18 protein-coding genes are annotated in these 18,414 nt (G+C 61.8%); 15 read left to right on the top strand and 3 right to left on the bottom strand.

The window, feature by feature from the left end:
* Positions 1 to 3: 3 nt before the first annotated feature.
* Positions 4 to 1,020, top strand: coding sequence for a flagellar motor protein MotB (gene motB / locus B348_RS0104410; protein WP_017734949.1), 1,017 nt, complete (start codon positions 4 to 6; stop codon positions 1,018 to 1,020).
* A 60-nt stretch (positions 1,021 to 1,080) separates the two neighbouring features.
* On the opposite strand, the gene B348_RS0104415 is transcribed toward motB, so the two are convergent.
* Positions 1,081 to 1,476: a type II toxin-antitoxin system PemK/MazF family toxin gene (locus B348_RS0104415; RefSeq protein ID WP_017734950.1), complete on the bottom strand. Its 396-nt coding sequence runs from the start codon at positions 1,474 to 1,476 to the stop codon at positions 1,081 to 1,083.
* Between the two features lie 2 nt (positions 1,477 to 1,478).
* Between B348_RS0104415 and B348_RS1000000131485 the strand changes: the two genes are divergently transcribed.
* Positions 1,479 to 1,691 (top strand): hypothetical protein, encoded by a 213-nt coding sequence (locus B348_RS1000000131485; protein ID WP_157356470.1) that lies wholly within the window; start codon positions 1,479 to 1,481, stop codon positions 1,689 to 1,691.
* 71 nt (positions 1,692 to 1,762) lie between these two features.
* On the opposite strand, the gene rsgA is transcribed toward B348_RS1000000131485, so the two are convergent.
* Complete coding sequence (rsgA, locus tag B348_RS0104420) at positions 1,763 to 2,794, bottom strand: small ribosomal subunit biogenesis GTPase RsgA (protein WP_017734951.1); 1,032 nt, start codon at positions 2,792 to 2,794, stop codon at positions 1,763 to 1,765.
* 109 nt (positions 2,795 to 2,903) lie between these two features.
* On the opposite strand from rsgA, the gene orn reads away from it, so the two are divergent.
* Together orn and B348_RS0104430 are read left to right on the top strand one after the other, a co-directional pair.
* Positions 2,904 to 3,446, top strand: a complete 543-nt coding sequence (gene orn / locus B348_RS0104425; RefSeq protein ID WP_003171343.1) for an oligoribonuclease — start codon at positions 2,904 to 2,906, stop codon at positions 3,444 to 3,446.
* Between the two features lie 184 nt (positions 3,447 to 3,630).
* Positions 3,631 to 4,245 carry a trimeric intracellular cation channel family protein gene (locus B348_RS0104430; RefSeq protein WP_017734952.1) on the top strand — a complete coding sequence of 205 codons (615 nt, stop codon included), beginning with the start codon at positions 3,631 to 3,633 and terminating at the stop codon, positions 4,243 to 4,245.
* Here B348_RS0104430 and queG read toward each other — a convergent pair.
* Positions 4,242 to 5,309: a tRNA epoxyqueuosine(34) reductase QueG gene (gene queG / locus B348_RS0104435; protein WP_017734953.1), complete on the bottom strand. Its 1,068-nt coding sequence runs from the start codon at positions 5,307 to 5,309 to the stop codon at positions 4,242 to 4,244. The two genes, B348_RS0104430 and queG, sit on opposite strands and share 4 nt — an antisense overlap.
* Positions 5,310 to 5,372: 63 nt before the next feature.
* Here queG and B348_RS0104440 point away from each other — a divergent pair, with 63 nt between their 5' ends.
* From B348_RS0104440 to B348_RS0104490, 11 genes are all read left to right on the top strand, one after another.
* The gene (locus B348_RS0104440) at positions 5,373 to 6,233 is read left to right on the top strand and encodes an NAD(P)H-hydrate dehydratase (RefSeq protein WP_017734954.1); all 861 of its coding nucleotides are present in this window, start codon (positions 5,373 to 5,375) and stop codon (positions 6,231 to 6,233) included.
* Positions 6,221 to 6,691: a tRNA (adenosine(37)-N6)-threonylcarbamoyltransferase complex ATPase subunit type 1 TsaE gene (tsaE, locus tag B348_RS0104445; protein WP_026136554.1), complete on the top strand. Its 471-nt coding sequence runs from the start codon at positions 6,221 to 6,223 to the stop codon at positions 6,689 to 6,691. Before B348_RS0104440 ends, tsaE begins: the two co-directional genes overlap by 13 nt.
* 15 nt (positions 6,692 to 6,706) lie before the next feature.
* Positions 6,707 to 8,128: an N-acetylmuramoyl-L-alanine amidase gene (locus B348_RS0104450; RefSeq protein WP_026136555.1), complete on the top strand. Its 1,422-nt coding sequence runs from the start codon at positions 6,707 to 6,709 to the stop codon at positions 8,126 to 8,128.
* A complete protein-coding gene (mutL, locus tag B348_RS0104455; protein ID WP_032864692.1) occupies positions 8,128 to 10,044 on the top strand; it encodes a DNA mismatch repair endonuclease MutL in 1,917 nt (638 codons plus the stop codon). Before B348_RS0104450 ends, mutL begins: the two co-directional genes overlap by 1 nt.
* On the top strand, positions 10,044 to 11,015 hold the full coding sequence (miaA, locus tag B348_RS0104460) for a tRNA (adenosine(37)-N6)-dimethylallyltransferase MiaA (RefSeq protein ID WP_017734958.1): 972 nt from the start codon (positions 10,044 to 10,046) through the stop codon (positions 11,013 to 11,015). Before mutL ends, miaA begins: the two co-directional genes overlap by 1 nt.
* Positions 11,016 to 11,109: 94 nt before the next feature.
* Positions 11,110 to 11,370, top strand: a complete 261-nt coding sequence (gene hfq / locus B348_RS0104465) for an RNA chaperone Hfq (protein ID WP_016976904.1) — start codon at positions 11,110 to 11,112, stop codon at positions 11,368 to 11,370.
* 12 nt (positions 11,371 to 11,382) lie between these two features.
* Positions 11,383 to 12,684, top strand: a complete 1,302-nt coding sequence (hflX, locus tag B348_RS0104470; RefSeq protein WP_017734959.1) for a ribosome rescue GTPase HflX — start codon at positions 11,383 to 11,385, stop codon at positions 12,682 to 12,684.
* 96 nt (positions 12,685 to 12,780) lie between these two features.
* Positions 12,781 to 13,956, top strand: coding sequence for an FtsH protease activity modulator HflK (gene hflK / locus B348_RS0104475; RefSeq protein ID WP_017734960.1), 1,176 nt, complete (start codon positions 12,781 to 12,783; stop codon positions 13,954 to 13,956).
* Complete coding sequence (gene hflC / locus B348_RS0104480) at positions 13,956 to 14,822, top strand: protease modulator HflC (RefSeq protein ID WP_017734961.1); 867 nt, start codon at positions 13,956 to 13,958, stop codon at positions 14,820 to 14,822. Before hflK ends, hflC begins: the two co-directional genes overlap by 1 nt.
* A gap of 293 nt (positions 14,823 to 15,115) precedes the next feature.
* On the top strand, positions 15,116 to 16,303 hold the full coding sequence (locus tag B348_RS0104485; RefSeq protein WP_017734962.1) for an ATP phosphoribosyltransferase regulatory subunit: 1,188 nt from the start codon (positions 15,116 to 15,118) through the stop codon (positions 16,301 to 16,303).
* 54 nt (positions 16,304 to 16,357) lie between these two features.
* Entirely contained in the window at positions 16,358 to 17,647 is a 1,290-nt protein-coding gene (locus B348_RS0104490) for an adenylosuccinate synthase (protein WP_017734963.1), read from the top strand.
* The last annotated feature ends 767 nt before the right edge of the window (positions 17,648 to 18,414 follow it).

Here is an 18,414-nt window from a genome sequence, read left to right on the forward strand (position 1 = left end):
GCCATGGAAAACAACCAGCCGATAATCATCAAGCGCGTCAAGCGCTTCGCTGCGGGGCACCATGGCGGTGCCTGGAAAATCGCCTTCGCCGACTTTGCCACGGCGATGATGGCGTTCTTCCTGGTGCTGTGGCTGATGTCCACCGCCACACCGGAACAAAAGATCGCCATCGCCGGTTACTTCAAGGACCCGATTGGCTTCTCGGAAAGCGGCACGCCCTTCGTCATCGACCTCGGCGGCTCGCCGCAGTTGGCGCCGGAGCGCACCATCAACCCCGAGATCAAGACCGAGTCGCCGCAGGAAAATATCCCGATCGAGCGCGACACCGTCGAGTCCATGGCCGAGCAGGTCGAGCAGGAACGCCTGGAGCTGTTGCTGCAAGAGTTGCAGACCAAGGTCGACGAGAACCCTCAGCTACTGAAGTTCAAGGACCAGATTTCCTTCGAGATCACCCCGGACGGCCTGCGCATCCAGATCACCGACGCCGCCAACCGGCCGATGTTCGATTCCGGCAGTGCGCGCCTGAAGCCGTACTTTGAAGACATCCTGCTGGCCATGGCCGACACCATCAAGGCGGTGCCGAACAAGATCAGCATCAGCGGCCACACCGACGCCAAGCCGTACTCGGGCCAGGGCGACTTCGGCAACTGGGAACTCTCGGCCAACCGCGCCAACGCCGCCCGCCGCGCGCTGGTGGCCGGCAGCTACCCGGACCCGCAAGTGGCACGCGTGGTGGGGTTTGCCTCGTCGCAGTTGTTTGATCACGAAGACCCGTTCAACCCGATCAACCGCCGCATCGATATCGTGGTGCTGACCAAAAAGGCCCAGCGTGCGATTGAAGGTGACCAGCCCAAGCCAGCGCCGACACCGGGTGCGGGCGCGCCGGGTGAAGTGCCGGCTGATCCGAATGCGATCCCGCCTGGGCAGGAGCCGCTGCCGGCCCATGAGCTGCGGCAGAAGTTGAACCTGTTTGATGATGGTGGGGTGAAGGATCCTACGGCGCCTAAGGCTGGTTCGTAAGCATCAGTGGACGCTAACAAATGAAAACGCCCCGACTATTCGGGGCGTTTTCATTTCTGGTCAGAGGGGGAGATAGGCTTTGACGCCGCTGATCACACCTTGCATGTCGTCGATACACAGACGTGGAACGAAATATTCTCGGCCTTTGGTGCGGGTCTTTCTATGGAGTTTGTCGAGGCGCTCGAAGCTGACGGTGTAGATCATGTCGCACTTCACCCACAGCTCTTTGTAGCCATCGGACTGAAGTGGATTGGTGCGCAGTAGGTAGTGCCAGTCGTGCTGTATATCCGGGGCCGTAGAGGATATGGGGACCACTGTGCAGAGTTTACGGTTGTGCGTGGCGGTAGGTGAGATCACCACGACTTTGCGGATCTTCAGCATTTCCGGGGCGACAAACCCTCGTGTGAAGTCGCAGAGAAGCACATCGCCTTGTTTGGGGTGATAGTAGAGAGCCAATCGTGATTTCCCCACAAAAAGCAAAGCCGCCCGAAGGCGGCTTCATTCGACACGCAGTGGAGCTTGCTTCGCCCCTTCTGCGCCGCTGGATCAACCCCGAAAAGGACCCAGACTCCTGCCAGCTTTCGCTGGTGACGGAGCGATTATGGACATCAGAAATTCCGAATTCAAGCTGGCATGTAACGGTGAAGCGCCCAGTTGTGATGAATTCTTGATGCCAGCCCCCATTAAATCAATGGAGTAGCGCGCCCCGCAGCTTGATTTATATGTATCAAGACTTGGCCGCTCAGTAACTGCTCTCCGGCAAGCTCGCAATAATCGACCGATAGCTATTCATCCGCTGCTGCTGCACACGCCCATCTTCCAGGGCCTTGAGCAACGCACAACCCGGCTCGCGGTCGTGCTTGCAGTCGCGGAAGCGGCAGGTGCCGATCAGGTCGTTGAACTCGATAAAGCCCGCTTCCACATCGCTGCGGCTGACGTGGCCGAGGCCGAATTCGCGGATGCCGGGAGAGTCGATCAGCTCGCCGCCGCCCGGGAAGTGGAACAGCCGCGCCGTGGTGGTGGTGTGGGTGCCCTGGCCGGACAGTTCCGACAGCGGGCCCACACGGGTGTCGACTTCCGGCAGCAGGCTGTTGACCAGCGAGGATTTACCCACGCCGGACTGGCCGACAAACACGCTGATGCGCCCGTCCAACTGCTGTTGCAGTTGTTCCATGCCGTTACCGTGATGGGCCGAAACCTCCAGCACCGGGTAACCCAGGGTGCGGTAGACCGCCAGCAGCGCGTTCAGCGCCGGGGCGTTCTGCTCGTCGATCAGGTCGAATTTGTTCAGCAGCAACAGCGGGCGGATGCCGGCGTGCTCGGCCGCTACCAGGTAGCGGTCGATCAGGTTGGCATGGGGCTCGGGCAGTGGCGCGAACACGATCACGATCATGTCGACGTTGGCTGCCACTGGCTTGAGCTGGCCACGGCTGTCGGGGCGACGCAGTTCGGTGGTGCGCGGCAGCTGGGCGACGATCACGCCGATGCCCTGGTTGCCGGCACGCCAGACCACCTTGTCGCCGGTGACCAGCGCCGGCAGGTTGGCGCGCAAGTGGCAACGGAACACTTGGCCCGCGAGTTCGCCTTCCAGCGCCTCGACTTCGACCTGCACACCAAAGTGCGCGATCACCAGGCCCGTTTGCTCGGGGCCCAGGTCGCCGCCCTCAAGCGCTTCCACGGCGGAGGATTCACGTTTGGCGGCGCGAGCGGCGCGTTCACCTTGAATCTTTTCGATGCGCCAGTTTTGGCGACGATTGAGCTGGCGTTTGGCCATTGGTGTTCCGTGTCGATAATGCAAAGGAATAGGTAAAACGGTCGCGAGTCTAGCATGCCGCTGCCTGCTAAACTGCGCAGCTACGCCAAGGTGCCAAGAGAATCAAGCCATGCAAAACCCACAGAACCTGATTTGGATCGATCTGGAAATGACCGGTCTGAACCCCGACACCGACGTCATCATCGAGATGGCGACCATTGTCACCGACAGCAACCTCAACACCTTGGCCGAAGGTCCGGTGATCGCCATTCACCACAGCGACGCCGTGCTCGCCACCATGGACGAGTGGAACACCCGCACCCACGGCAACTCCGGCCTGACCCAGCGCGTGCGCGACAGCCGTATCAGCATGGCCGAAGCCGAAGCCGAGACCATCGCTTTCCTGGAAAAATGGGTGCCGAAGGGCAAGTCGCCGATCTGCGGCAACAGCATCTGCCAGGATCGTCGCTTCCTTTATACCCATATGAAGGGGCTGGAAAGCTACTTCCACTACCGCAACCTGGATGTGTCCACCTTGAAAGAGCTGGCCGCGCGTTGGGCGCCGGAAGTCAAAGACAGCTTCCATAAAGGCAGCACGCACCTGGCGCTGGATGATATTCGCGAGTCGATCGCCGAGTTGCAGCATTACCGCAAGCATTTCATCAAGGCTTGATTTGTCGGCGCCTGAACCGGCGCTATCGCAGGCAAGCCAGCTCCCACAGTTGACGGCATTCGCAAATCAAAATGTGGGAGCTGGCTTGCCTGCGATAGGGGCGACGCGGTCTTTCGCCAGGCGCCCCCTTTTGGTGCCATCACCAAATGATTAGACTGCGCGCTTCTTTGCAAGGATCGCCACCATGCTGCTCATGCTCTACCTCATCGCCATCACCGCCGAAGCCATGACTGGCGCCCTGTCCGCCGGGCGGCGCGGCATGGACTGGTTTGGCGTGGTGCTGATCGCCTGCGTGACGGCGCTGGGTGGCGGTTCGGTGCGTGACGTGCTGCTGGGGCACTACCCGCTGACCTGGGTCAAACACCCGGAATACCTGGTGTTGACCTCGGTCGCGGCGCTGCTGACGATCTTCATAGCGCCGCTGATGCGCCGTCTGCGCTCGCTGTTTTTGGCGCTGGACGCCGTGGGCCTGGTGGCGTTCACCCTGATCGGCTGCATGACCGCCCTGGAAATGGGCCACGGCATGCTGGTGGCCTCGGTCAGCGGCGTGATCACCGGCGTGTTCGGCGGCATCCTGCGGGATATCTTCTGCAACGACATCCCGCTGATCTTTCGCCGCGAGCTGTACGCCAGCGTGTCGTTCCTCGCCGCCTGGTTCTACCTGCTGTGCCTCTACCTTGAGCTGCCCAGCGAACAATCGATTCTGCTGACCCTGTTCAGCGGTTTTCTCTTACGCCTGTTGGCGATCCGCTTTCACTGGGAAATGCCCAAGTTCGTCTATAACGACGACGTGCACTAAGCGCGCGTGGCGTGCTGGTTCAGCGCCCATTCCACGTGTTCGCGCACCAGCTCCGACGGATACTCCCGCCGCGCCTTCAAGGCTTCCAGCACCGGAATGCTTGACGGCGCATTGCCCAGGCCCACCGCCAGGTTGCGCAACCAGCGCTCATAACCGGCGCGGCGTAGGGGCGAACCTTCGGTGCTGCTGAGGAATTTATCCTCGTCCCACATAAACAGCTCGGCCAGTTCGGCGTTATCCAGGTTGTGGCGTGGCTTGAAGTCGCTTTCGCCTGTGGCGCGGGCGAAACGATTCCACGGGCAGACGATCTGACAGTCATCACAGCCGAACACGCGGTTGCCGATCAGTGGGCGCAGATCTTCCGGGATCGCGCTCTTGAGTTCGATGGTCAGGTAGGAAATGCAGCGCCGCGCGTCCAGCACATACGGGCCGACGAAGGCGTTGGTGGGGCAGATGTCCAGGCACGCGGTGCAGCGCCCGCAATGTTCGGTGCTGTGGGGCGCGTCCACCGGCAAGGGCAAATCGACAAACAACTCGCTGAGGAAGAAATAACTGCCGGCCTTGCGGTTGAGTACCAAGGTGTTCTTGCCGATCCAGCCCAGGCCGGCTTGTTCGGCGATGGCTTTTTCCAGCACCGGCGCGCTGTCGACAAAGGCGCGAAAGCCGAACGGGCCGATTTGCGCCTGGATGCGATCGGCCAGTTGCTGCACGCGCTTGCGGATCAGCTTGTGGTAGTCGCGGCCGAGGGCGTAGCGGGAGATGTAGGCTTTTTCCGGTTTGGCCAGCAATTGCGCCATTTGCGTGTCGCCGGGCAAGTAGTCCATGCGCAGTGAGACCACGCGCAACGTGCCGGGCACCAGTTCGTCCGGGTGGGAGCGCTTGCTGCCGTGGGCGCCCATGTAGTCCATCTCGCCGTGGTAGCCGGCATCGAGCCAGCGTTGCAGGTGCTGCTCATGCTCGGCCAGGTCCAGGCCGCTGATGCCGACTTGTTGAAAGCCCAGTTCGCGGCCCCAGTCTTTGATCGATTGGGCGAGGGCGGGCAGATCGGAGGTAATAGCAGGCATGAGACACGGGAAACCACAGGTTAGATGCGTATAATTCTGCCAGACATCGGAGCTTGAAGACGCATGCCGCAGACAAAACACCCAATTACCGACGTTCAGTCCCTGTTGCCCGGCGATTTGCCGCAACTGGCTGCGCGTTCCCCGGATGCCCATAAAGGCCGGTTCGGCCACCTGCTGGTGATCGGCGGTGACCGTGGCCTGGGCGGCGCAGCGCTGCTGAGCGCCGAAAGCGCCTTGCGCAGCGGCGCCGGCCTGGTCTCCCTAGCGACACGCCCTGAGCACGTGCCGGCCGCGCTGGCGCGCTTGCCGGAAGTCATGACCGTGGGCGTGAGTTCGGCCAACCAACTGATGGGCTTGCTGGAAAACATCTCGGTCATCGTCATTGGTCCTGGCCTGGGCAATGCGGCTTGGGGCAAAAGCCTGTTGTCGGTCGCTGCCAACGCGCGCCAGCCACAAGTCTGGGACGCCGACGCCCTGAACCAGTTGGCCTCGGGCGGCGTCAGCCTCCCGGCGAACTCGGTGATTACCCCGCATCCGGGCGAAGCCGCGCGCTTGTTGGGCCTTTCGACAGCCGAGGTTCAGGCCGACCGACTTAAGGTAGCGCGCGCGTTGAGCCAGAAATTCAATGCAGTGGCTATTCTCAAGGGGGCTGGCAGTTTGATTGCCTGCCCGGACGGGCGTATTGCGCGCTGTGACCAAGGCCATCCGGCGATGGCCACGGCCGGGCTGGGTGATGTGCTGGCCGGTCTGGTCGGGGCGTTGCTGGCCCAGGGCATGCCTGCCTATGAGGCAAGCTGCCTGGCCGTGTGGTTGCACGCCACGGCGGGCGATCGCCAGGGCAGCTTTGGTCGCGGGCTGGCGGCCAGCGACCTGATACCCGCCATTCGTCAATTGCTGGAGGAGCAGTCACCGTGTCTGAAGTAGTTCTTTTCCTCGCCGATGAAGACGCGATGGTTGCGTTCGGTCAGCGTATCGCCCAGGTGACGGCCGGCGCGGGGCTGATCTTTCTCGAAGGCGACCTGGGGGCGGGCAAGACCACCTTGTCCCGGGGGATTATTCGCGGGTTGGGCCATACGGGCGCGGTAAAAAGCCCGACGTTCACCCTTGTAGAGCCCTACGAGATTGGTGCGATCCGCGCCTTTCACTTCGACCTCTACCGCCTGGTGGACCCCGAAGAGCTGGAGTACATGGGCATCCGCGACTATTTCGATGAGGATGCGTTGTGCCTGATCGAGTGGCCAGATAAAGGCACAGGCTTTTTGCCAAAGCCGGACCTGACCATTACCATTACGCCGCATGACACAGGACGTCAGCTGAAGTTGTTGTCCCAGAGCGCGCGCGGCCAGTCGTGGTGCGCCGCTTTGGCATTGGAATTCAAATAATTGGTGGGGTTAGGTATGCGCTTTCGCGCGTTGGTTGCTGTCGTAGGGGTGTTGCTTGCGGCAATGACTGTCAATGCTCTGGCTGCTTCACAGGTAAAAAGTGTGCGCCTGTGGCGAGCGCCGGATAACACGCGACTGGTGTTCGACCTGTCTGGCCCGGTCCAGCACAGCGTCTTTACCCTGACGGCGCCCGATCGCCTGGTGATCGACATCAACGGTGCGACCCTGGCCGCGCCGCTGAAAGTCTCCACCGCCAACACCCCGATCACCGCCATGCGTTCGGCCCAGCGTACGCCGACCGATCTGCGGGTGGTCATCGACCTGAAAAAGACCGTCACCCCGAAAAGCTTTGTGCTGGCGCCGAACGCCCAGTACGGCAACCGCCTGGTGGTCGATCTGTTCGACAACGCGGCCGACGCCAACCCGCCGCCAGCGCCACCGCCAAGTGTCGCGACGGTGCCTGCGGTGCCGGTCAACCCGACACAGCCGCAGGTCAAGTTGCCGCCGCTGCCACCGGCCCCGGCGGGCAAGCGCGACATTATCGTGGTGATCGACGCCGGCCATGGCGGCGAAGACCCGGGCGCCTCGGGCTCGCGCGGCCAGCATGAAAAAGACGTGGTGCTGGCCATCGCCCGCGAACTGCAGCGCCAGGTCAACGGCATGAAGGGCTACCGCGCCGAGCTGACCCGCACCGGCGACTACTTCATCCCGCTGCGCGGGCGTACCGAGATCGCCCGCAAGAAGGGCGCCGACCTGTTCGTCTCCATCCACGCCGACGCCGCACCGTCCACCGCCGCGTTTGGCGCTTCGGTGTTTGCCCTGTCGGACCGTGGCGCCACGTCGGAGACCGCCCGTTGGCTGGCCGACAGCGAAAACCGTTCCGACCTGATCGGCGGGGCCGGCAACGTGTCCCTCGATGACAAGGACAAAATGCTCGCCGGCGTGCTGCTCGACCTGTCGATGACCGCCTCGCTGACTTCCAGCCTGAACGTCGGCCAGAAAGTCCTGAGCAACATCGGTCGGGTCACCTCGCTGCACAAACAGCGCGTGGAGCAGGCCGGGTTCATGGTGTTGAAGTCGCCGGACATCCCGTCGATCCTGGTGGAAACCGGCTTTATCTCCAACGCCAACGAAGCCTCGAAGCTGGCCAGCGCCAGTCATCAGCAGGCCTTGGCGCGTTCGATCAGCGCGGGTATCCGCCAGTTCTTCCAGCAGAACCCGCCGCCGGGCACGTACATCGCCTGGCTGCGCGACTCCGGCAAGATCGCCCAGGGCCCGCGTGACCATCGCGTGCAGCCGGGCGACACCCTGGCCATGCTGGCCGTGCGCTTCCAGGTGTCGGCCGCGACGTTGCGCAGCGCCAACAGCCTGAAGACCGATGAGTTGAAAGTCGGCCAGGTGTTGACCATCCCCGGCACCGAATTGGCAGCACAGTAATGAGTGAATCAGTCTTGAACAACGGCTCGCGCATCGAGCTGCTCAGCCCGCGCCTGGCCAACCAGATTGCCGCCGGTGAGGTGGTTGAACGTCCTGCATCGGTGATCAAGGAGTTGCTGGAAAACAGCATCGACTCCGGCGCCAAGCGCATCGACGTGGACGTGGAGCAGGGCGGCGTCAAGCTGCTGCGGGTGCGTGACGACGGCAGCGGCATCTCTTCCGATGACCTGCCGCTGGCCCTGGCCCGTCACGCCACCAGCAAGATCCGCGACCTCGAAGACCTCGAACGGGTGATGAGCCTGGGTTTCCGTGGTGAAGCGCTGGCGTCCATCAGCTCCGTGGCGCGCCTGACCTTGACCTCGCGCACCCGCAGTGCCGAACAGGCCTGGCAGGTGGAAACCGAGGGCCGCGACATGGCGCCTCGTGTGCAGCCGGCGGCGCATCCGGTGGGCACTTCGGTGGAAGTGCGCGACCTGTTCTTCAACACCCCGGCGCGGCGCAAATTCCTCAAGGCCGAAAAAACCGAATTCGATCACCTGCAAGAAGTGATCAAGCGCCTGGCCCTGGCGCGTTTCGATGTGGCGTTTCATTTGCGCCACAACGGCAAGACCATCCTCAGCCTGCACGAAGCCCACGACGAAGCTGCGCGTGCGCGCCGGGTGTCGGCGATTTGTGGCGCGGGCTTCCTGGAGCAGGCGCTGCCGATTGAAATCGAACGCAACGGTTTGCGCCTGTGGGGTTGGGTTGGCTTGCCGACGTTCTCCCGCAGCCAGGCGGACTTGCAGTATTTCTTCGTGAATGGTCGTGCAGTGCGCGACAAGCTGGTGGCCCACGCGGTGCGCCAGGCGTATCGCGACGTGCTGTTCAACGGGCGGCATCCGACGTTTGTGCTGTTCTTCGAGGTCGACCCTTCGGTGGTGGACGTGAACGTGCACCCGACCAAGCACGAAGTACGCTTCCGCGATGGCCGCATGGTGCACGACTTCCTCTATGGCACCTTGCACCGCACCTTGGGCGATGTGCGCCCGGATGATCATCTGGCTGCGCCGATCGTCACCGCCGTGGTGCGCCCGAGTGGGCCGGAGGCGGGTGAGTTTGGCCCTCAGGGCGAAATGAGCCTGGCCGGCAACCTGCTGCAATCGACGCCGCCGCAGCCATCGTTCGCGGCGCCGGGTTCTGGCGCGGGTGCGGGCTATCAATATCAATACACGCCGCGTCCGCAATCGGCCGTGCCGGTGGCTGAAGCGCAGGCGGCGTATCGCGAGTTTTTCGCGCCGTTGCCGGGCGCCGAGCCGGGTGCTGCGGTGGCCTTGCCGGAAGGTGGCGGTGATATTCCGCCGTTGGGTTACGCGCTGGCGCAGCTCAAGGGCATCTATATCCTTGCGGAAAACGCCCACGGCCTGGTGCTGGTGGACATGCACGCCGCCCACGAGCGGATCATGTACGAGCGCCTCAAGATCGCCATGGCCAGCGAAGGCCTCAGCGGCCAGCCGCTGCTGGTGCCGGAATCCCTGGCGGTCAGCCAGCGCGAAGCCGATTGCGCCGAAGAGCATGCCGCTGTGTTCCAGAAGCTCGGCTTTGAGCTGCAACGCCTGGGCCCGGAAACCCTGGCCATCCGCCAGATCCCGGCGCTGCTCAAGCAGGCCGAGGCCAACCGCCTGGTCGCCGACGTGCTCGCCGACCTGATGGAATACGGCACCAGCGACCGCGTGCAGGCGCATATCAACGAGCTGCTCGGCACCATGGCCTGCCACGGCGCCATCCGCGCCAACCGCCGCTTGGCCCTGCCGGAAATGAACGGGTTGCTGCGCGACATGGAAAACACCGAGCGCAGCGGGCAATGCAACCATGGCCGACCGACCTGGACCCAAATGGGCCTGGACGATCTGGACAAACTGTTCTTGCGCGGTCGCTGATGAGTGCCTTGCCCCCCGCGATCTTCCTGATGGGCCCCACGGCCGCAGGCAAGACCGACTTGGCCATCGAGCTGAGCAAAGTGTTGCCGTGCGAGTTGATCAGCGTCGACTCTGCCCTGGTTTACCGGGACATGGACATTGGCACGGCCAAGCCGTCCAAGGAGCTGTTGGCCCAGTATCCGCACAAGCTGATCGACATCATCGACCCGGCCGAGAGCTATTCGGCGGCAGATTTTCGCACCGACGCCCTGGCCGCCATGGCCGAGATCACCGCACGCGGCAATATTCCGCTGCTGGTGGGCGGTACGATGCTCTATTACAAGGCTTTGCAGGAAGGCCTGGCGGATATGCCGGCGGCCGACCCCCAGGTGCGCGCCGAGCTTGAGGAAGAGGCTGCGCGCCTTGGCTGGCAAGCCTTGCACGACCAATTGGCAGCCATTGACCCGGTATCCGCCGCGCGCATTCACCCCAATGACCCGCAGCGTCTCAGCCGTGCGTTGGAAGTCTGGCGTGTGAGCGGCCAGACCATGACTGAACATCGGCTGAAACAAACTGCGCAAAGTGCCGACGCAGGCGCATCTGGACGGTCACAATTGCCCTATACTGTGGCGAATCTGGCCATTGCCCCGGCGAATCGCCAGGTGCTGCATGACCGTATTGCACAAAGATTCACAATTATGTTGGAACAGGGGTTCGTGGACGAGGTCGTAGCACTGCGTTCCAGAGGTGACCTGCATCTAGGGTTGCCTTCGATACGTGCTGTAGGCTATCGCCAAGTCTGGGATCATCTGGATGGCAAGCTGACGTCAGCCGAAATGCAGGAACGCGGCATCATAGCCACGCGCCAATTGGCGAAGCGCCAGTTCACCTGGCTGCGCAGCTGGAGCGATTTGCACTGGCTGGACAGCCTGGACAGCGACAATCTGTCACGCGCCTTGAAATACTTGGGAACGGTCTCCATATTGAGCTGAGTCCTTGCAATTGCCGTCTATCCTTGGGGGTGTGACGGCCTTGAGCTATCTATTTTCCGATTTTTTATTATTGATCCTTAAAGGAGTGCGGCACATGTCAAAAGGGCATTCGCTACAAGACCCTTACTTGAATACTTTACGTAAAGAGAAAGTGGGGGTTTCCATCTACCTGGTCAACGGTATCAAGCTGCAAGGCACGATCGAGTCGTTCGACCAGTTCGTGATCCTGCTGAAAAACACCGTCAGCCAGATGGTCTACAAGCACGCTATCTCGACAGTCGTTCCAGTGCGTCCAATCCGTCTGCCAAGCGCAGCGGGTGATGAAGCAGCTGACGCTGAGCCAGGTAACGCCTGATAGGAGTCTCCTTTGTTCTTTGAGCGCCACGGTGGTGGTGAGCGGGTAATCCTCGTTCACTTGGATGGACAGGACCCTGAGGCGCGCGAAGATCCGCAGGAGTTTCAGGAGTTGGCGAATTCGGCCGGCGCCGAGACCGTTGCGTTTTTTAACGTACCGCGTCATCGGCCAACCGCCAAATTCCTGATTGGCAGCGGCAAGGTCGAGGAATTGCGCGACCTGGTCCACGCCGAAGAAGCCGATCTGGTGATCTTCAATCACGTCCTCACGCCCAGTCAGGAACGTAACCTCGAACGTGTGTTCGAGTGTCGCGTGATCGACCGTACCGGTCTGATTCTCGATATTTTCGCCCAACGCGCCCGTACCCATGAAGGCAAGCTCCAGGTTGAACTGGCCCAGCTTGACCACATGAGCACCCGGCTGGTTCGCGGCTGGACTCACCTTGAGCGTCAAGGTGGCGGTATCGGCATGCGTGGCCCGGGTGAAACCCAGCTGGAAACCGACCGCCGCCTGCTGCGGGTGCGCCTGCGCCAGATCAAGGGCCGCCTCGAGAAAGTGCGCAGCCAGCGCGAGCAATCGCGCCGTGGTCGTTCCCGCGCGGATATCCCTACCGTGTCCCTGGTGGGGTATACCAACGCCGGCAAGTCCACGCTGTTCAACAACGTGACCAAATCCGACGTCTATGCGGCCGACCAGTTGTTCGCCACGCTCGACCCGACCCTGCGTCGCCTGGATCTGGACGACCTGGGGCCGATTGTCCTGGCCGACACCGTGGGTTTCATTCGTCACTTGCCCCACAAGCTGGTCGAGGCATTTCGGTCTACGCTCGAAGAGTCGAGCAATTCCGACCTGCTGTTGCACGTGATCGATGCGGCCGAACCGGATCGCATGTTGCAGATCGAGCAGGTGATGCTGGTGCTGGGCGAGATTGGTGCCCAGGACTTGCCGATCCTCGAGGTCTATAACAAACTCGATTTGCTTGAAGGCGTTGAGCCACAAATCCAGCGCGATGAGAACGGCAAGCCCCAGCGGGTCTGGCTGTCGGCGCGTGATGGCAGTGGTCTGGAGCTGCTTGAACAAGCCATTGCCGAGTTGCTTGGCAGTGATTTGTTCGTCGGCACCTTGCGCTTGCCCCAGCGTTTTGCTCGACTGCGTGCACAGTTCTTCGAGCTGGGCGCAGTACAGAAAGAAGAATACGACGAAGAAGGTGTCAGCTTGCTGGCCGTTCGATTGCCGCGCACGGAGCTTAATCGGCTGGTCAGTCGTGAAGGCGTTGTACCGACAGAGTTCATCGAACAACACACTTTGCAATAAAAGCCTCCGAAAGCGGTTGTGCCGCAGTAGCAGGCATTCTGTAGCATTGGTCGGCGCGCCGTGGGTGCGTCTTTGCTTTATCAGATGGAGAGCGCTATGGCTTGGAATGAGCCGGGTGGCAACTCGAATAATCAGGATCCTTGGGGTGGTAAACGCCGCAATAATGGCGACCGCAAGGGGCCACCAGATCTCGACGAAGCCTTCCGAAAGCTGCAGGAAAGCCTGAATGGGTTGTTCGGTGGTGGAAAAAAACGTGGTGGTGACGATGGCGGTCGCACAAGCAAGGGCGGCGGCTATGGCCTGCTGGGCCTGGGTCTTGTCGTGCTGGCGTCCGTCTGGCTGTACAGCGCCGTCTATGTCGTGGACGAGCAGGAACAAGCCGTGGTGCTGCGCTTCGGCAAGTACTACGAGACTGTCGGCCCGGGCCTGAACATCTACTTCCCGCCGATCGACAAGAAGTACATGGAAAACGTCACGCGTGAGCGTGCCTATACCAAGCAGGGCCAGATGCTGACCGAAGACGAGAACATCGTCGAAGTGCCGCTGACCGTGCAGTACAAGATCAGCAACCTGCAAGACTTCGTGCTGAACGTCGATCAGCCTGAAGTCAGCCTGCAGCACGCGACCGAAAGCGCCCTGCGCCATGTGGTGGGTTCCACCGCCATGGACCAGGTGCTGACCGAAGGTCGTGAACTGATGGCCAGCGAAATCAAGGAACGCCTGCAGCGTTTCCTCGATACCTATCGCACCGGTATCACCGTGACCCAAGTGAACGTACAGAGCGCAGCGGCACCGCGTGAAGTGCAGGAAGCCTTCGATGACGTGATCCGCGCCCGTGAAGACGAGCAGCGTTCGCGCAACCAGGCTGAAACCTACGCCAACGGCGTCGTGCCGGAAGCCCGTGGTCAGGCCCAGCGTATCCTTGAGGATGCCAACGGTTACCGTGACGAAGTGGTCTCCCGCGCCAAGGGTGAAGCAGATCGCTTTACCAAACTGGTCGCCGAGTACCGCAAGGCACCGGAAGTTACCCGTGAGCGTCTGTACCTGGACACCATGCAGGAAGTCTTCAGCAACACCAGCAAGGTTCTCGTGACCGGCAACAAGGGTGGGCAGAACAACCTGCTGTACCTGCCGCTGGACAAGATGATCGAAGGTGGTCGTAGCAGCACCAGCGCACCGGCCACCGGTTCGACAGCCGCTGCCAACGAAGCGAGCGCCCGTGCGGCCGCTGACTTGCTGCAACAGCAAACACGTAGCAGGGAGAGTCGTTGATGAGCAATAAATCGCTGACCGCCCTGATTGTGGGCGTCGTCGTGGTCATCGCGGCCTGGAACTGCTTCTACATCGTGTCTCAGACCGAGCGCGCGGTGATGCTGCAATTCGGTCGCGTGGTCCAGGCGGATGTCCAGCCGGGCCTGCATGTGAAAGTCCCCTTCGTCAACCAGGTGCGCAAGTTCGATGCGCGCCTGATGACCCTGGATGCACCGACGCAGCGCTTCCTGACCCTGGAAAAGAAAGCCGTGATGGTTGACGCCTACGCCAAGTGGCGCGTCAAGGATGCCGAGCGTTTCTACACGGCGACCTCCGGTATCAAGCAACTCGCCGACGATCGTTTGTCGCGTCGTCTTGAGTCGGGCCTGCGTGACCAGTTTGGTAAGCGCACCCTGCACGAGGTGGTGTCCGGTGAACGTGACGCGCTGATGGCTGACATCACACGTTCGTTGAATGCAATGGCGGAAAAAGAGCTGGGCATCGAAGTAGTCGATGTTCGGGTCAAGGCCATTGATCTGCCGAAGGAAGTGAACCGCAGCGTCTTTGAGCGTATGAGCACCGAGCGTGAGCGTGAGGCTCGTGAGCACCGCGCCAAGGGTAACGAGCTGGCCGAGGGTATCCGTGCGGATGCTGACCGTCAGCGCCGTGTACTGCTGGCAGAAGCCTATCGCGAGTCCGAAGTGGCCCGTGGTGACGGTGATGCCCAGGCCGCCGCGATCTACGCCAAGGCCTACGGCCAGGACCAGGAGTTCTACGCGTTCTACCGTAGCCTGCGCGCCTACCGTGAAAGCTTCGCGAACAAAACCGACGTCATGGTGCTGGACCCAAGTAGCGATTTCTTCCGCTACCTGGAAAAATCCAAGTAATCAGCTCGTCACTGGGTAGGACGCACTCCGTCGGGCGGCTAAAACGCCTGGCGGGGTGATCCTTTCAGAAAACGGGTGTATGATGCGGCAGCCGGGAAATTCCCGGCTTTTTTGCGTCTGCATGTTTGATTCGGCAGGCGTGACAGGTTTTTCGAGGAAAGTGCCCGACGAGGCCGATTACAGGCCGTTCGTCACGTCGCTCTTGCGCGTGGTTTATGCAGGGGGCGGGTATTTTCTGCTTCACTCAAGGCTCGGCCGAGGGCTGGCCGCCCGGATCAAAGGGGATTGGCGTAATGGCAACGGTAGACCGCTGGCTGCTGCCAGATGGCATCGAAGAAGTACTGCCACCAGAAGCTGCGCGCATTGAAGTAGCGCGTCGCCAGGTGTTGGATCTGTTCCAGAGCTGGGGTTACGAGTTTGTCGTGACCCCCCATATCGAGTACCTGGAATCCCTGCTGACCGGCGCGGGCCAGGACCTGGATCTGCGCACCTTCAAGGTCATCGACCCGCAATCGGGCCGGCAAATGGGTTTCCGTGCCGACATCACGCCGCAAGTGGCGCGCATCGATGCGCACACCCTGCGTCGCGAAGGCCCGAGCCGCCTGTGCTACGCCGGCAGCGTGCTGCATGCGCAGCCGCGTGCATTGTCGTCTTCCCGTAGCCCGATCCAGTTGGGCGCCGAGTTGTACGGCGATGCCAGCCCGAGCAGCGACGTTGAAGTGATCAGCTTGATGCTGGCCATGCTGCAACTGGCTGACGTGCCGGATGTCCACATGGATCTGGGCCACGTCGGTATCTACCGTGGCCTGGCGCGTGCGGCCGGCTTATCCGGTGAAGTGGAACAACAGCTGTTCGATGCCCTGCAACGCAAGGCCATCGATGAAGTGATCGCCTTGACCGAAGGCGTGCCGGCGGACTTGGCCGAGATGCTGCGTGCACTGGTCAACCTGTGCGGCGGTCGTGAAGTGCTGGCATCGGCGCGCGAGCGTCTGGCCAAGGCGCCGGCGCCGGTACTGGCTGCGCTGGACGACCTGCTGGCGATTGCCGAGCGGTTGTCGGCGCGCTTCCCGGAGCTGCCGCTGTACTTTGACCTGGGTGAGTTGCGCGGCTACCACTACCACACCGGTGTGGTGTTCGCGGTGTTTGTACCGGGCGTTGGCCAAGCCATCGCCCAAGGCGGTCGTTATGACGACATCGGCGCCGACTTCGGTCGCGCCCGTCCGGCGACTGGCTTCTCTACCGATTTGAAAACCCTGGTGACCCTGGGGCGTGCTGAGGTCGAGCTACCGTCTGGTGGCATCTGGATGCCCGACAGTACGGACGCAGCACTCTGGCAGCAGGTTTGCCAGTTGCGCAGTGAGGGTCAGCGTGTCGTCCAGGCCTTGCCTGGGCAGCCATTGGCCGCCGCCCGTGAAGCGGACTGCGACCGGCAATTGATTCAGCAGAACGGGCTTTGGCAAGTATCGCCACTGGCTTCTTGAGTTTTCCTGCCGGCCATCGCCGGCACCAAGTTTGCGCGAATGAGGACAAGTGTTATGGGTAAGAATGTCGTAGTCCTGGGCACCCAATGGGGTGATGAGGGCAAAGGCAAGATCGTTGATCTGCTGACCGAACATGCTGCCGCCGTAGTGCGCTACCAAGGTGGCCATAACGCTGGCCACACCCTGGTCATCGATGGCGAAAAAACCGTCTTGCACCTGATCCCGTCGGGCGTGCTGCGCGAAGGCGTGCAGTGCCTGATCGGCAACGGCGTGGTGGTTGCACCTGACGCCCTGCTGCGCGAGATCATCAAGCTGGAAGAGAAAGGCGTACCGGTGCGCGAGCGCCTGCGTATCAGCCCGTCCTGCCCGCTGATCCTGTCCTTCCACGTTGCGCTGGACCAGGCCCGTGAAAAGGCCCGTGGCGAGCTGAAGATCGGGACTACCGGTCGCGGCATCGGCCCGGCGTACGAAGACAAGGTTGCACGTCGTGGCCTGCGTGTGGGCGACCTGCTCAACATGCCGCGCTTTGAAGACAAGCTGCGTGAGCTGGTGGATTACCACAACTTCATGCTGGTCGGTTACTACAAAGAGCCAGCCATCGAGTTCGACAAGACCCTGGCCGAGTGCAAGGAATACGCCGAGCTGCTCAAGCCGCTGATGCTGGACGTGACTGCTGAGCTGCACGACCTGCGTCGCGCCGGCAAAGACATCATGTTCGAAGGCGCCCAAGGCTCCCTGCTGGACATCGACCACGGCACCTACCCGTACGTGACCAGCTCCAACACCACCGCTGGCGGCGTTGCCACCGGTTCCGGCGTTGGCCCGATGTTCCTGGACTACATCCTCGGCATCACCAAGGCCTACACCACCCGTGTAGGTTCGGGTCCGTTCCCGACTGAGCTGTTCGACGACGTTGGCGCGCACCTGGCCAAGCAAGGCCACGAGTTCGGCGCAACCACCGGCCGTGCCCGTCGTTGCGGCTGGTTCGACGCCGTTATCCTGCGTCGCGCTATCGATGTGAACAGCATCTCGGGCATCTGCCTGACCAAGCTGGACGTACTCGACGGCCTGGAAACCATCAATATCTGCGTCGGCTACAAAGACGCCAACGGTAATGATGTTGCCCCGACCGACGCCGACAGCTACGTAGGCCTGCAGCCTGTGTACGAAGAAGTGCCGGGCTGGACCGAATCGACCGTGGGCGCCAAGACCCTGGAAGAACTGCCGGCTAACGCCCGTGCCTACATCAAGCGTGTTGAAGCGCTGATCGGCGCACCGATCGACATTATTTCGACGGGCCCGGACCGCAACGAGACCATCGTTCTGCGTCACCCGTTCGCGTAATAAGCTGTTGATGTAAAAAGCAAAGGGCTCCTTCGGGAGCCCTTTGTCGTTTCTGCCGTCCGGGCGGCACGACCTTTGCTTCGGTTGTCTCTTTCGCGGTGCTATCAATTTAATGGCACCCGTGGTGGAGGGATTCCCGATGTCTGCCGTTCTCTCATTGTTACAAAGCCGTCTGTTGCGGCCGGTGTTCGTTACCCTAGGTATCGCCCTTTTGGTGCAAGTGCTGGTGGCCGTCGCTCTGACGCGGAGCACCGTGACCGCGCTGGAAGCCGATTTGAGCAATCGCCTGGGCATCGACAGCCAGAAACTGTCTGGCGAATTGGCGCAGGCGGGCAAGGAAGTCACGTCCAGCCTGGACAGCTTGTCGACGAGCACGCGCCAGCGTCTGACGGCAGGATTGTCGACGCGCCTGCAGGAAGAGCAGAAGCAACTGCGTGCGACCCTGGAAAAAGACCTGAAAGACTCCGCCAATGACATGGCCCAACTGCTGGCTTCGGTGGCGCCGCGCGCCATGTGGGACAGCGATGTGCCGACATTGTCGGAATTCGCCCGGCGTGCCCAGCGCAATCCCAACGTGTTGTTTGTGGTCTACGACGACGCGACGGGTGAGCACCTGACCCGCTACCTGAACCGGGAAAACCCGATCAACAAGGCCCTGTTGGAAAAAGGCCAGGGCGACCGCGCCTTGGACAAAGTCTTGAATGCCGCCAAGAACGACCCGTCGGTGTACTACGTCGAGGCGTCGATCAGCCCCAACGGCGTGGAAA

Source organism: Pseudomonas sp. CBZ-4, assembly GCF_000346755.1.
Lineage (GTDB): Bacteria > Pseudomonadota > Gammaproteobacteria > Pseudomonadales > Pseudomonadaceae > Aquipseudomonas.

Bases quoted from the DNA above. Each gene is read 5' to 3' on its own strand.
- queG (WP_017734953.1), bottom strand. From the start codon at position 5,309: ATGCCTGCTATTACCTCCGATCTGCCCGCCCTCGCCCAATCGATCAAA.
- hfq (WP_016976904.1), top strand. From the start codon at position 11,110: ATGTCAAAAGGGCATTCGCTACAAGACCCTTACTTGAATACTTTACGT.
- orn (WP_003171343.1), top strand. From the start codon at position 2,904: ATGCAAAACCCACAGAACCTGATTTGGATCGATCTGGAAATGACCGGT.
- hflK (WP_017734960.1), top strand. From the start codon at position 12,781: ATGGCTTGGAATGAGCCGGGTGGCAACTCGAATAATCAGGATCCTTGG.
- B348_RS0104485 (WP_017734962.1), top strand. From the start codon at position 15,116: ATGGCAACGGTAGACCGCTGGCTGCTGCCAGATGGCATCGAAGAAGTA.
- miaA (WP_017734958.1), top strand. From the start codon at position 10,044: ATGAGTGCCTTGCCCCCCGCGATCTTCCTGATGGGCCCCACGGCCGCA.
- motB (WP_017734949.1), top strand. From the start codon at position 4: ATGGAAAACAACCAGCCGATAATCATCAAGCGCGTCAAGCGCTTCGCT.
- hflC (WP_017734961.1), top strand. From the start codon at position 13,956: ATGAGCAATAAATCGCTGACCGCCCTGATTGTGGGCGTCGTCGTGGTC.
- B348_RS0104440 (WP_017734954.1), top strand. From the start codon at position 5,373: ATGCCGCAGACAAAACACCCAATTACCGACGTTCAGTCCCTGTTGCCC.
- B348_RS0104490 (WP_017734963.1), top strand. From the start codon at position 16,358: ATGGGTAAGAATGTCGTAGTCCTGGGCACCCAATGGGGTGATGAGGGC.
- rsgA (WP_017734951.1), bottom strand. From the start codon at position 2,794: ATGGCCAAACGCCAGCTCAATCGTCGCCAAAACTGGCGCATCGAAAAG.
- B348_RS0104450 (WP_026136555.1), top strand. From the start codon at position 6,707: ATGCGCTTTCGCGCGTTGGTTGCTGTCGTAGGGGTGTTGCTTGCGGCA.
- mutL (WP_032864692.1), top strand. From the start codon at position 8,128: ATGAGTGAATCAGTCTTGAACAACGGCTCGCGCATCGAGCTGCTCAGC.
- B348_RS0104430 (WP_017734952.1), top strand. From the start codon at position 3,631: ATGCTGCTCATGCTCTACCTCATCGCCATCACCGCCGAAGCCATGACT.